Below are 13,386 nucleotides of genomic sequence, written 5' to 3' on the forward strand. Positions count from 1 at the left end.
GATAAGGAGATTAATATGAATCTAAAAAGAAAAGTAAATTGGAAAAAGAATATTGCAGCACTACTATCGTTTGTGATGCTTTTATCAATGTTTCCTTCTGATATTTTTGCAGAAGAACATGACGAAAATACAAAACCAAGTCATAACAGCTTAGAAGAATTAGATAATTCAAAAGCCCTAGAAATGGCAGGTATTGACGAAGATGAAATTGGAAAAGACGGAGAAATTCTTTCAGAAAGAACAGAAAACAGCAAGCTTTTTTATGAAGGAGAGGGTGTATTTACACAAGAGGTATATCCTGATCCAATTCATATAAAAGAGACCCCAGATGCTGAGTGGGAGGATATCTCTCCTGAATTAAAGACGAGCTCGAAAAAAGAAATAGAAACAGAAAATGCAAGATTAGAATCAACTTTTCAAAAGCAAATGAAACAAGGGCTATATGCCACATTTGAACACAAGAAGCATCAAATTGAATTTTCAATTTTAAAAGCTTCAGGGAAAAATAAATCAGAAATCGATTCCAAAGATTCATCTGCACAATTTAAAGAGAACACCAACGAGCTTACATATGAAGAGGTATTTCCAAATATAGATTTACGTTCATTTACCTTTAATGAAAATATCAAAGAAGATATTGTACTCAATCGATATGATGGCTACAATTCATTTACATTTAAAATAAAGACTGATCTAACTGGGGAAATCGAGGAAGACGGTTCTATCACATTTTATGATCAGAAGAAACGGACCATTTTTCAAGTCCCAAAACCGTTTATGACTGATTCTAATTTAGATGAAAAGTCAGGTGAAGTGGCTCGCTCAGAAGATGTGAGCTTTAAATTAGAAAAAGAAGATGATGGCTATTTACTTCGTGTGACAGCAGATGAAAAATGGCTAAAAGATCCTGAACGAGTTTATCCTGTGTCTATCGATCCTTCGACTTCTTTATCTGTGTCAGCAGACACATTTATCATGAGTAAATACCCAACAACAAATTATTCATCCTCTACGCAAAAATGGGATGCTAAACTTAAAAGTTATGTACTGAAAACAGGTTATTATGATAAAACAACTGGTACAAACTATGCGTTTATGAAGTTTAATTCATTCAAGCCGATTCAAAATATGAATGTAACGAAAGCGACGCTCAAAACGTATGTTGCTCATTCATATTACGGGACGAAGGCTACTGGTCTTTGGCTGGATACAGTGAATGCCAACTATGATCATACAAAACTAACATGGAATAATAAACCAAGCTCCAAAAATATCGGCAAAGCCAATGTATATAAAGGACAATGGGCGAGCTATGATGTGACATCGACCATCAAAGCTTGGAATAGCGGAACAGCTAACTATGGATTTAAATTACATGCAAATGGAAATGGGCAAGACCATTGGAAAAAAATAATCTCATCAACAAACTCTACCAATAAACCAGTCATTGAAGTAACGTATACCATTCCGCAGGCAAATGCACCAACTGTAAAAGGTTTTAGTAATGGAAATGGGACAGGCTACTTCAATTTAAGTTGGAAAAAGGTGTCTGGCGCAAAAGGCTACAAAGTATGGCTGTACAACGGAAAAGAGTATGAAGCCATTTCAGTTGGAAATGTGGCATCATGGAGTACAAAAGGAAAGAATATATGGCCAACAGCAAGCGAAATTGCAGTAAAAAAATACAAACTCCATTTAGATGGAAAAGGCGGGACTGAATTAGCAGTTGATCCTTCCCCGGTTTACAAAAACTCAGGCGGCAATTATGCGGCAAGTAAAAATTATTGGGTAGCTGTAAGTGCGATTTTTGACCAAGGTGAAGGCGCAATGTCCGCAAAAGTAAAACCTGTCGTGCCGAATGTGGCTAGAGCGAAAGCACCTAGTACAAAAGGATTCAATAATAATAACGCAACAGGTTACTTTGATCTCTCTTGGAATTCAGTATCCGGTGCGACTGGTTATAAAATACAAATGTTTAATGGGAAAAGCTATGAGACATTGGATCTTGGGAATCAAACATCATGGTCAACAAAAGGGAAAAAAGTATGGCCGACAGCTGCTGAGATCAAAGCAGGTAAATATGCATTGCACCTCCAAGATGGAAAAGGTGCTGAGCTTCCAATTCATCCTGGTGCGACTTACAAAAATGCTGGAGGAGATGGGGCTCAAAAACATTATTCCTTCAGAGTGATTGCCTATAATAAAGATGGAGAAGCCATTGCTTCACCGCCAGCTGGACCAACTTTACCTGATTTATCTAGACCGAAAGCTTTATCTGGATATGCTTATACCAATACAAAAGAGAGCCAAACAGGTTATATCAATTTACATTGGGACAAAGTGAAAAATGCAAAAGGGTATAAAATTAACATCTATAATGGTAAGGCATATCAAACATTTGATGTTGGTGATGTCGATCATTGGACTACACAAAACAAGAACATTTGGCCGACTCCTACTGAAGTTAAAAGTGGGAAATATGTGCTTCATACAGATGGAAAGGGCGGGGAATTAGCGCTAGACCCATCACCAGTATATGAAAATGCGAATGGAAATTATAAAGGACGCAAGAACTACTCCTTTACTCTTTCCGCCTACGATGCAAATGGAGAAACCATTCCGACACCAGCCTTTAACCCGACATTCCATGAAGGGGCTGAATTCCTTGGAACAGAGGATTACTGGTCGATTATTGATATACCAGACGGCCAGCTAAATGGTGCGACTGGTAATGTGATTGTCAGTGAAGAAGAAATGTCGATTGATGGAAGAGGACCGGGACTTGGAATTGGTCGCACATACAACAGTTTAGATGCAGCTGACCACCTGTTTGGTCAAGGGTGGTACGCAGATGTAGAAACGAGTATCACGCCAACAAAAGAAGGTGCCATCTATCTTGATGAAGATGCCACAACTCATGTTTTTACAAAAAAAACAGATGGTACGTATCAACCACCAACAGGTATTTTCCTTGAATTAACGGAATCAAAAGATGAATACATGTTAAAAACGAAGGATCAAACCTTTGCACACTTTAGTAAAAATGGTGGGAAAATCACCAAGGTTGTAGATGGACATAAAAATACAACGACATACAAATATAACGAAAACAATCAGCTCACATCAATAGAAGATGCATCTGGTCGAAAAATAACAATGGAATATGATGAAGATGGTCATATCATCTCGGTTCAAGGACCAAAAGGAAAAAAGCTTTCATATGAGTATGATGCAGGCTTCCTAATGAAAATCATTGATTCAGATGGAACGAGCATCTCGTATGAATACGACAAAGATGGCAAACTGATTAAACAATTCTCTCAAAACAGCACAGAAGATCAGCCTGTTTTTACAGAATACCAATATGAAAATCATCGTTTAGTCAAGGCAATCAATGCAAAAAAAGAAACCTTTGAGTACGCATATGATTTATCTAAAAAGACACTCATGCTGACGCAGCCAAACGGTCGGAAAATACAGTATACGTATAACGAAGCAGCCAATCCAATTCAATTTGTAGATGATGCGGAAGGGCTTAAAATTACCACTAATACGAAATATGAAGGCAACCAAATCGTAGAAGAAACTGACCCAAATGATGTAGAAAAAGGAAAAGCTACAGAAAGCTATTCGTATGACAAAAATGGCAACGTCATTCAGGCGAAAGATGCTTATGGCACAGAAACCTACGAGTATAACAAAAACAATGATGTCACTAAAGTGAAAGATACAGAAGGAGATATCACAGATATCGCCTATGATGGATTAGATGCTGTATCTGAGACAGATCAAAGCGGAAATATGTCTTCAGCAAGTATTTATGATTCTTACGGGAATTTGGTACAAACGAGTAAAGAACTTGCTTCAGGTGCGAGTATATTAAAAAATGGCAGTTTTGAAAATACGCTAACTGGCTGGAAGCTTACCTCATCTAAGGATGACGGGAAACTAGCACAAATAGCTGGGAAAAGTGGTGCGTTATCTGGCGGCCGAGTATTAGAGATCAGTTCACAATCGACAACTGAAGGAACAGAACTTGGCTATTCTTCTGCTACTCAAGAAGTAATACTAGAGCCAAATACGACGTATACACTTAGTGGAAAAATAAAGACAGAGCTAACGAAAGCAAGAGCATTTTTTAACATCGATTTAAGAGATACAAATAACAAACGAATTCAATGGATCAGCAACGGCTACAGCACATTATTAGGCAAAAACGATTGGACAAAACGCCAAGTCACGTTTACGACGCCATCTCATGCAGGCAAAGCTGTAATCTATATGGAAGTGGATCATCGAGATAAGGCTGGAAAAGGAAAAGCCTGGTTCGATGAGATTCAGCTAGAAAAAGGAGAAGTTTCATCAAGTTATAATCCAGTCAAAAATAATTCCTTTACGGATAAAACAACAAGCTGGAGCGGAACAGGTGGTTCATTAGATAATGAAGAAGGCTTTAACGATGACGTTTCGTTAAAAATGACAAGAACCTCTACAACTCAAGCAAATGCCATCTATAAACAACCTGTACCGATTGAACAAAGTGTGAATGATCAATCTGTGTATGTCACATTGACTGGGATGTCTAAGGCTGAAAATGTCAAAGCCTCAAATGAGAATGATTACTCACTTCAAGCGTCCGTTACGTATACAGATGGCACAACAGGAACGTTTAATGCGAAATTCCCAACCGGTACACAAGAGTGGAACCGAGCGGCGGTTGTCATACCAAAAACAAAACCATTGAAAAAAGTCGACGTTCAGATTGTTTTCCAAAAAAGCGCGACTGGAACGGCTTGGTTTGATGATATCCGTCTAGTAGAAGGTAGTCTGTTAACGAAAACCACTTACGATGAGAAAGGGAACTATGCTGTTAAAGAAGAGGATGAACTTGGTTACTCATCTCAATCTGCCTACGACGAAACGGGCAAAAAGCTTTCTGAAACAGATGCGAAAGGCGAAAAAACAACATTCGAATATGACCAGGCTGATCAGCTGAAGAAAATCACTTTATCTAACGGGACATCCATTGTGAGAACGTATGATAAAGAGGGCAATGAACAGTCGAAAACGATTCGTGCAGAGTCAGATCAGACGTATCAATTTGAATACGACCTGATGGGCAAATTGACGAAAACCATTGATCCTTTAGGAAATGTGTTAAAAAGTGAATATGATGCGAATAGCAACTTAATCAAAACCATTTCTGCTAATGGACATGAAGTGTCTCTCACGTATGATGGAACAGACCGAGTGAAATCAAAGTCGTATAATGGAACAGAAAAATATCACTTTAGCTATGATAAAAACGGAAACGAAACAACGGTTGTCAACAAAGAACAAAACACAACCAAAAATCGCACGTTTGACCAACAAAATCGCATCACAAAGTTAACAGAGCGTGGCAGCAGCCAAACTTGGACGTATCCAGCCGATTCAGATAAACTGAAATCCTTTGAGTGGACACACGGAAATCAAAAAGGGAAGAACCAATTTAGTTACAATAAGCTTGATCAAATGACGCAGATGAAGGATTCGAGTTCTACGTATTCGTTTGATTATGATGAAAATGGAAATGTTCAGTCCTTTATTACAGGTAACGGCAGTGGTGCTAGCTTTGCTTATGATGAGCGCAACTTAATCAATGATTTGCACATTGGAACAAGCCAAGGCACGACGATCTTAAACGAAGCTTACGAATATGGTCAAAATGGAAACAGAATAACGGTTGATCAAGGAAGCAACGGGAAGATTCGTTATGAATATGGAAAATTAGATCAATTGATCAAAGAAAGTCATCCAGATGGCACGGTCATTGAGTACACATATGATGGGTTTGGAAACAGAAAAACAGTTACGACTGAAAAAAATGGCACTAAAAAAACAATCAACGCATCATTCAACATCATGAACCAACTGACAAAGGTAAATGATGAGACTTTAACTTATGACAAAAATGGCAACCGAACGTCTGACGGACAATTCCTTTATGAATGGGATGCAGAAGATAACATAACGGCCATCACGAAAAAAGGCGAAGACAAGCCATTTGTCACTTACAAATATGATGAGCGTGGATACAGAATTCAAAAAACAGTGAATGGAAAAGTCACCAATTACTTTTATGACGGCGACAGCCTGAATGTTTTATACGAAACAGATGGAGACAACGAAGTCACAAAAGCATACACATACGGTGACAGTGGACAACTCCTTGCATTCACGCAAAATGGAAACAAATATTTCTATCACTACAATGCACACGGTGATGTCATGGCCATCACAAATAGTGCAGGAAAAATCGTTGCTGAGTACGAATACGATACATGGGGCGTTCCAACAAAGGTAAAAGAAGATGAAGAAGTAAAAGGCAACCCATATCGCTATGCTGGTTACCGCTTCGACGAAGAAACAGGACTGTACTATTTAATCGCACGCTACTATGAACCAAGAAACGGCGTATTCCTATCACTTGACCCAGATCCAGGAAGCGATGGAGATTCACTAGATCAAAACGGATATACCTATGGAAACAACAACCCAGTCATGAATGTAGACCCAGACGGCCATTGGGTATGGTTTGTTGTCAATGCAGGATTTGCAGTATATGATGGATACAAAGCTTATAAATCGGGCAAGGGCTGGAAAGGCGCAGCTTTAGCAGCAGCATCGAATTTTGGACCTGGGAAGGTATTCAAGGTGTTAAAAGTAGTAAAGCGTGCTAAACGATCTTCAAATATTGCCCACAATGCTGCTAGGCATAGCAAATTAAAAGAACATTATAAGCAATCACAAAAATATGGCAAGGCAAAAGTTAGGCATTTATCTGGGGGACGTTACCGTTACTATGGCCACGTAACACCGGCTAAGAAAAAAGGGGAAATGGCGGGCAGAAGAGTAGTAAGAGAATGGAATTATAAAACAGGAAAAAAGAGAACATGGCATGAAACTATTGATCATCGTGGTAAAGTAAGACAAGTAAGACCACAAAATGGTAAAGTTAAAGTGCATTACCGCTTTAACAGTAAAGGTCAGTATATAGGGAAGTGGTAATTTATGGTCGAACCAGAAATGATAGACTGTATAAATAAAATACAAAAAGTCTTAAATGGGACTATGACTAGAGAAGAAGTTTCTGATTGGGCTGAGATTTATGTTAGTGCAGATGATCCTGAAGTCGATGATGAAAAAGTTTGGGATATGCTGATTCTTCTAAGTGGAATTGATTTGAAAGATGCTCCCAATTCCTATTTCCACACAGAAGAGGATTTGGAAGAATGGATAAGAAAATATAAATAGCTTTAGTAGAAATGTGCCTTTTAGTATGTTATTCACTATAAGGCGCATTTTTTGTTATTTATTTGTTGCCCAAATTTTAAACATGAGAAGATATGCCAAAAGGGTATATAGTTTTATGAAACCTTATAAACTTTTACGAAAGTTAAAGTAAGTGTATTGTTATAGAGGTAATACAAAAGAAGTCCAAGAATTAAAAATTATTCTACAAATATAAGTAAAAAGTAATTCAAGAGAATAATTGAAAATAAAATAATCAAAATTACAAAATGTCACTCATCATGAAATACGATTTATAAATGTGGTAAGGTAATTCTAGATTTGAAGAATTAATAACAGAAGGGGTAAAATAGAAAATTTTAAATCTGTCTTTCATCTTTATGATACAGGGAACTTGAACAATGAACTACTTGAAGAATTTGAAGCAAATGCAAATTTTCTATTTAACATCAATGGGATGTTACTCGCAATAGAATCGAAAAACGTATGTTTCGATTCACAAGAATTTATCTGCAGTGTATAGGAAGATCTCATTAGCGTCTAAATAAGAATTTAAAACAATGAGAGATTGGGGAAAGGTCCATGAAAATCAGCCGTGATAAACAAGATTTATTCGATGATTTAAAACAACGTTATCAATACTTATTAGATTCAGCTTATCCAGATGAGATCGTCTCTTTTGAAGAAGAAACTGGTATATGTTCAGATGATTTTTATATGTTTTTTTCACTTGTTGCAGGCAGCTTAAGTTATGTGATCGATCATAAACGAATACCGAAAAAACAGTTAAACGTGCTACGTCAGTCATTTGAAGAGCAATATCCCCAAATCAAATCGTATCAACAGATCCTTGAATCGTATCCTTTATTGCATTCCTATGTTCAATACCATGAAGAAACAAGAAAACGAATGATTGCACTTATACAATAACCTTTTAGAGGACAAACGATGACATGGTTTTTAGATGAAAAAATCCAAAAACAAATCCCAGATTTCAATATCAACTATCTAAAGCAAATCAATGAATTTCACTACTTTAAAGAGTATAATGAACATTACGACTTGATCAATTGTATTGTTCTACACATCCCATATGAATCCCCGAATCTACAAGCAGACATTCATCTGAAATTTACCAACGTCTCTTCTGTTCAAATCAAAGATTTGGAGTTAACAAACGATGACCATATTTTATTGGACATTCAGTTTTTGGATAGAGGCTGGGAAAATTTGAATTACTTTGTCGAAGACTATGAAGAACAGTATTTTTCTTTTTATTGTGAAACGGTTCAAGTCATACAAGTCGTTTCAAATGAATCGGGCTAGTCTCTCTACATATGTGCGAATCATGCTTCTCCATCCCAATATAGAAAGGTGCAATGACATTGAATCGAATGATGAAGTGGCTTTTATTTGCAGCAGTCATCGCTGGCTTATTGGTATGCGCATTCTTTGTGTTCCGTTTCAACCAGCCTAAGCCGACGACAAACATCCATTATGCAGACACACAAAACAAACAGCAAACACTGGATATATATATGCCAAAGGGAAAAGAAGAAGACAAAAAGAAGAAGCATCCAGTCATGATCTATCTCCATGGCGGCGGCTGGACAGGCGGAGATAAGAATAGAGTCGCTTCAAAGGCGGATTATTTTACTGGTCAAGGGTATGTGTTTGTTTCGATGAATTACAGGCTTCACCCTGATGCCAACTATGAGCAGATGGCAGATGATACGGCAAACGCCATCAAATGGGTCAAGGATCATGCAGATGAGTATCAAATTGATTCATCAAAAATCAATGTCATGGGTCACTCAGCGGGCGGTCATTTGACGGCATTGGTGGCCACAGATTCGACTTACTTAAAACGTGTGGGGCTGTCGCCAAAAACGATCAATTCTATCGTGATTTTAGATGGTCCGTTAAACATCAATCAATTTATCCAAGCCATTCCATCGTATAAAAAAGTATTTGGTAAACAGGAGAAGAACTGGACAAAGGCATCACCTGTCACTTATATGAATCAAGCGAATGTACCGCCTGTTTATTTGGTCACGGGGTGGGAAAATCCTGAGGTGTATCGATTTGCAGAAAAACTGAACCATGATAAAGGTTCTAAGTTTGTGTTTCGGGTCCATTCGCTGAGCCACAGTGATTTAAATAAATGGTTTGGATCAGACAGAGCGCCAAAAGAAGCGCAAAAAATGACAGAGTCTGTTATGACATTTGTGAACAAACAAAATCAATAACAAAGACTGTATGCTCGACAATCCATTTTGCCGCAGTATATGATAAAGCGTAAATGGTTTGTACCAAAGGAGTGTATGTTGTTGTCATCACGTATGGAAAATAAAGTGTTCAATTGCGAAAAAGAGCTGACGCTAAATATTATCGGCGGTAAGTGGAAAATGCTGATTTTATGGCACCTGGGCAGAGAAGGGACAAAACGGTTTGGTGAGCTAAAGTCGTTAATGCCTGGGATTACGCAAAGAATGCTTGTCAATCAGCTAAGAGAATTAGAGGAAGATCACATTGTGCATCGGGAGGTTTATCCTGTCGTTCCGCCAAAGGTTGAGTATTCTCTGACAGAACTAGGAGAAAGCTTAATGCCGATTTTAGAATCGATGTATGATTGGGGAAAACAGTATCTCGACAGCAATTTTTTAAAGGATGATAAATAGTAATACATGCAAAAGATACTGGTCGAAAGACAGTATCTTTTTTGTAACCATATGCGAAAAAGTATAGTATGTAAAAAAAAAGTGCGTACTTGGATTGCTTCCATCCAGTTGTTATACTCATTTCATCGTTCAAGAAGCCCTATTCACGGAGCTCTTGAAGATGAGATGAAAAAACGGGAGTGAACGTTCATGAAATTACAATTAGCGTTAGATTTAGTGAATATACCAGAAGCGATTGAGCTGATCAAAGAAGTAGAAGGATCTATTGATGTAGTCGAAATTGGAACACCTGTTGTGATCAACGAAGGCTTGCGTGCCGTCAAAGAAGTCAAACAGGCATTTCCAAACTTACGTGTACTCGCTGATCTGAAAATTATGGATGCGGCCGGCTATGAAGTGCAGCAGGCATCCGAAGCTGGAGCAGATATCGTGACCATTCTTGCAGCGGCAGAAGATATGTCCATTCAAGGAGCGGTGAAAGAAGCGAAAGCAAGAGGGAAACAGATTTTAGTTGATATGATTGGTATCAAAGATATCGCTGGCCGGGCAAAAGAGCTGGATGAGCTAGGAGTCGATTATATTTGTGTGCACACAGGCTATGACCTGCAAGCGGTTGGACAAAACTCATTTGCTGACCTGATGACCATTAAACAAGTCGTCAAACAAGCGAAAACAGCCATTGCAGGCGGAATTAAGCTTGATACGTTACCTGAAGTCGTGAAATTAAACCCTGATTTGATCATTGTCGGTGGCGGTATCGCAAGCCAGGATAATAAAGCAGAAGTGGCCGCACAAATGAAGCAGCTGATCGCACAATCATGAAGACCAGTGACTATGTGAAAGCCATTTTGAATGAGCTTTCTGAGCACTCGCCCGCTATTCAAGACGAACAAACGGAGCGACTCGTCTCAAGCATTTTAGCTGCAAGAAAGGTCTTTGTGGCAGGGGCTGGTAGGTCTGGTTTGATGGGAAAATCATTTGCCATGAGACTCTCGCATATTGGCGTCAAGGTCTATGTGATCGGTGAAACCAATACACCTTCCTTTACAGAAGAAGATCTCTTGATTGTGGGGAGCGGATCTGGCCGAACAGAGACTTTGCTTGTCCTTGCAAAAAAGGCGAAAGCAATTGGCGGAAAAGTGGCAGCTTTCACGCTTTCTGCTGAGTCACCTCTAGCTGATCTATCGGATAAAGTCATCTTACTGTCAGGTGCACCAAAGGATCAACAGGAAGGAAGCCATCATACCATTCAGCCAATGGGCTCGCTATTTGAGCAAGCGCTACTTCTGACATACGATGCGGTCATTTTACGTTTAATGGAAATAAAAGAACTCGACACTCATAAAATGTACGGTCACCATGCCAATTTAGAATAGTCATTTTCAAAGCCTTTCCTTTCTTAAAAGGAGAGGCTTTTTCATTCCAATCAAGATCAGAATCTTGACATAACCGATTTGTTGTAACTATAATTGTTACATCGTTAAAGAAAAAGCGTAAACATGGAAGGAAGATGAAGATGAAAGTACAAATCTGGTCAGATATCGCCTGTCCTTTTTGTTATATAGGAAAAAAACAACTAGAAACAGCGCTTGAACAATTCCCTCAAAAGGAACAGGTAGAAATCGAGTTTAAAAGCTTTGAGCTTGATCCACATGCACCTGCTCAGGTCGATTTTGATGTCCATGATATGCTCGTCAAAAAATATGGGATGAGCCGCAGCCAGGCCATGGCGATGAATGAGCAGGTGAAGCAGGCCGGCAAAGAGAAAGGAATCGATTTTCAATTTGATCCACTCGTGTTGACAAACACCTTTGATGCCCACCAGCTGGCGCAATATGCTGGTCAAATGGGAAAAGGCGATTTCGTCATGGGAGAGCTGTTTCAAGCATATTTCACAGATGGAAAGCATGTTGGTGATCGTCAAACCCTTTTAGATATTGCAGAAAAAGCAGGTCTTGATTTGCAGGAAGTACAGCAAGTTCTAGGCGGCGAAGAGTTTGCTGATCATGTCCGAAAAGACGAACAAGAAGCGAGACAGCTTGGTATCAATGCTGTTCCGTTTTTCTTGATCAATGGCAAATATTCAGTGGCAGGTGCACAGCCAGCCGATACCTTCCTGCGTGCACTTGAAACGGCTTGGACAGAAGAAGCAGCTCAAGCTGAGAAAGAGGCTGCCAATTCATTTGAAGCAGCATGTGCAGATGGCGTATGCGCAGTGCCTGCCCCTAAAGAAGAGATCTAACCATATAAAAAATGAGCCTTCTCCAAAAAGGGCTCATTTTTTTCTTGCATTCATTTGTTTGATCGTTTCACCTGGAACCAATTCAGGTTCGTAAAAGGTTTGATGAGGGAGATTCTTCTTCCCTTGCACCTTTTTAATCATCCAGTCTGCTGCATCCCGGCCCATTTGCTCCTGAGGGTGCGTCAGTGTTGTCAGCTTCACATGGGCATTTTTCTGGGCAATATACGAATTGTCCTGTCCAATAATGGAAAGATCCTCTGGAATGGACAGACCGATGTCACTGCATACATTGGCAACTTCTAATCCAACCTCATCGTTATAGCAAACAAGGGCAGTCAGCTCATGCTGATGCTTTAATAAGAAAGTTTTAATATCATCCCCCAAATGCTGCTTCGATTCTGTATCGAAAAAGAGGACGTGCTTAGGCAGGAAATTAAGCTTGGCTTCACCGAGCGCTTGAATATAGCCCTTCATTCGGTACTTTCCCTGTAAATCATCTGTTTTTGAGATCAGGCCGATTTGCTGATGTCCCGAGGTGATCAGCTCTTTTGTGGCTAAATAGCTGGACTTCACATCATCCAAACAGAGAAAAGGGACCTCTAACTGCTCATAATAGGCATTGATCATAATGAGCGGTACATCCTGTTCTTTAAAAGATAGGTAGTACGAGATGTTCGGGTTGTATAAATTGCTTTTCGTCGGCTCGACAATGAGTCCGTCCACACCAAAGGACAGCATCATTTCGAGCGCTTTTTTCTCCTGTTCTACATCATTATTCGTACTCGCCAGTAACAAAGAATAGTTCTCTTCGTTTAATCGGCTTTCAATGCCTCGAATGATGGAAGGGAAAATGTAATCGGATATGTATGTCGTGATAACCCCAATCGTTCTCATATGCGGATGTCCAGCAGGCTTTGTTTGATATTGATTGGTCACAAATGTGCCTGAACCCTTTTCACTTCGCAAAAACCCTTCACTCGACAATTCTAAGATGGCCTTTCGAACCGTATGCCTGCTCACTTGATACATCTCCTGCAGGCTTGATTCAGTTGGAATACGTTCCCCGATCCGGTAATCCCCTGTGAGTATTTTGCTTTTTATATCATCGATAATGATCTGGTACTTCTTTTTCATCGTTTCACTTCTTTCTCAGTTGATCATCTACTCGGA

General features: G+C 39.2%; 11 protein-coding genes. 10 read left to right on the forward strand and 1 reads right to left on the reverse strand.

The features are described from left to right. The first annotated feature begins 15 nt into the window (after positions 1–15). The 10 genes from MHH40_RS17345 to MHH40_RS17385 all read left to right on the forward strand — a co-directional run bounded on the left by MHH40_RS17345 (position 16) and on the right by MHH40_RS17385 (position 12,216). Positions 16–7,050 carry a DNRLRE domain-containing protein gene (locus tag MHH40_RS17345; RefSeq protein ID WP_340901360.1) on the forward strand — a complete coding sequence of 2,345 codons (7,035 nt, stop codon included), beginning with the start codon at positions 16–18 and terminating at the stop codon, positions 7,048–7,050. 3 nt (positions 7,051–7,053) lie between these two features. Next, positions 7,054–7,296, forward strand: a complete 243-nt coding sequence (locus tag MHH40_RS17350; protein WP_050943707.1) for a DNA-binding protein — start codon at positions 7,054–7,056, stop codon at positions 7,294–7,296. A 391-nt stretch (positions 7,297–7,687) separates the two neighbouring features. Then, the gene (locus MHH40_RS18940; protein WP_423220680.1) at positions 7,688–7,816 is read left to right on the forward strand and encodes a YxiG family protein; all 129 of its coding nucleotides are present in this window, start codon (positions 7,688–7,690) and stop codon (positions 7,814–7,816) included. A 59-nt stretch (positions 7,817–7,875) separates the two neighbouring features. Continuing rightward, positions 7,876–8,223: a YxiJ family protein gene (locus MHH40_RS17355; RefSeq protein WP_003216235.1), complete on the forward strand. Its 348-nt coding sequence runs from the start codon at positions 7,876–7,878 to the stop codon at positions 8,221–8,223. An 18-nt stretch (positions 8,224–8,241) separates the two neighbouring features. Beyond that, positions 8,242–8,619 carry a hypothetical protein gene (locus MHH40_RS17360; protein WP_340901361.1) on the forward strand — a complete coding sequence of 126 codons (378 nt, stop codon included), beginning with the start codon at positions 8,242–8,244 and terminating at the stop codon, positions 8,617–8,619. 53 nt (positions 8,620–8,672) lie between these two features. Next, positions 8,673–9,542, forward strand: a complete 870-nt coding sequence (locus MHH40_RS17365) for an alpha/beta hydrolase (RefSeq protein ID WP_340901362.1) — start codon at positions 8,673–8,675, stop codon at positions 9,540–9,542. 75 nt (positions 9,543–9,617) lie between these two features. Further along, a complete protein-coding gene (locus tag MHH40_RS17370) occupies positions 9,618–9,974 on the forward strand; it encodes a winged helix-turn-helix transcriptional regulator (RefSeq protein ID WP_065098474.1) in 357 nt (118 codons plus the stop codon). A 189-nt stretch (positions 9,975–10,163) separates the two neighbouring features. After that, positions 10,164–10,796 (forward strand): 3-hexulose-6-phosphate synthase, encoded by a 633-nt coding sequence (gene hxlA, locus MHH40_RS17375; protein WP_003216301.1) that lies wholly within the window; start codon positions 10,164–10,166, stop codon positions 10,794–10,796. Then, complete coding sequence (gene hxlB / locus MHH40_RS17380) at positions 10,793–11,350, forward strand: 6-phospho-3-hexuloisomerase (protein WP_212046142.1); 558 nt, start codon at positions 10,793–10,795, stop codon at positions 11,348–11,350. Before hxlA ends, hxlB begins: the two co-directional genes overlap by 4 nt. Before the next feature lie 140 nt (positions 11,351–11,490). After that, a complete protein-coding gene (locus MHH40_RS17385) occupies positions 11,491–12,216 on the forward strand; it encodes a DsbA family oxidoreductase (RefSeq protein WP_003216513.1) in 726 nt (241 codons plus the stop codon). Between the two features lie 33 nt (positions 12,217–12,249). Here MHH40_RS17385 and MHH40_RS17390 read toward each other — a convergent pair whose 3' ends face one another. Further along, positions 12,250–13,350 (reverse strand): GntR family transcriptional regulator, encoded by a 1,101-nt coding sequence (locus MHH40_RS17390; RefSeq protein WP_340901363.1) that lies wholly within the window; start codon positions 13,348–13,350, stop codon positions 12,250–12,252. Positions 13,351–13,386 lie beyond the last annotated feature (36 nt).

Origin of the sequence: Bacillus sp. FSL K6-2431 (assembly GCF_038005165.1) — a bacterium.
Taxonomy (GTDB): Bacteria; Bacillota; Bacilli; order Bacillales; family Bacillaceae; genus Bacillus; species Bacillus pumilus.

What these genes read in the sequence shown, in the direction of transcription:
- hxlA (WP_003216301.1), top strand. Translation starts at nt 10,164, where the DNA reads ATGAAATTACAATTAGCGTTAGATTTAGTGAATATACCAGAAGCGATT.
- MHH40_RS17355 (WP_003216235.1), top strand. Translation starts at nt 7,876, where the DNA reads ATGAAAATCAGCCGTGATAAACAAGATTTATTCGATGATTTAAAACAA.
- MHH40_RS17390 (WP_340901363.1), bottom strand. Translation starts at nt 13,350, where the DNA reads ATGAAAAAGAAGTACCAGATCATTATCGATGATATAAAAAGCAAAATA.
- MHH40_RS17385 (WP_003216513.1), top strand. Translation starts at nt 11,491, where the DNA reads ATGAAAGTACAAATCTGGTCAGATATCGCCTGTCCTTTTTGTTATATA.
- MHH40_RS17350 (WP_050943707.1), top strand. Translation starts at nt 7,054, where the DNA reads ATGGTCGAACCAGAAATGATAGACTGTATAAATAAAATACAAAAAGTC.
- MHH40_RS17345 (WP_340901360.1), top strand. Translation starts at nt 16, where the DNA reads ATGAATCTAAAAAGAAAAGTAAATTGGAAAAAGAATATTGCAGCACTA.
- MHH40_RS17360 (WP_340901361.1), top strand. Translation starts at nt 8,242, where the DNA reads ATGACATGGTTTTTAGATGAAAAAATCCAAAAACAAATCCCAGATTTC.
- MHH40_RS17370 (WP_065098474.1), top strand. Translation starts at nt 9,618, where the DNA reads ATGTTGTTGTCATCACGTATGGAAAATAAAGTGTTCAATTGCGAAAAA.
- MHH40_RS17365 (WP_340901362.1), top strand. Translation starts at nt 8,673, where the DNA reads ATGACATTGAATCGAATGATGAAGTGGCTTTTATTTGCAGCAGTCATC.
- hxlB (WP_212046142.1), top strand. Translation starts at nt 10,793, where the DNA reads ATGAAGACCAGTGACTATGTGAAAGCCATTTTGAATGAGCTTTCTGAG.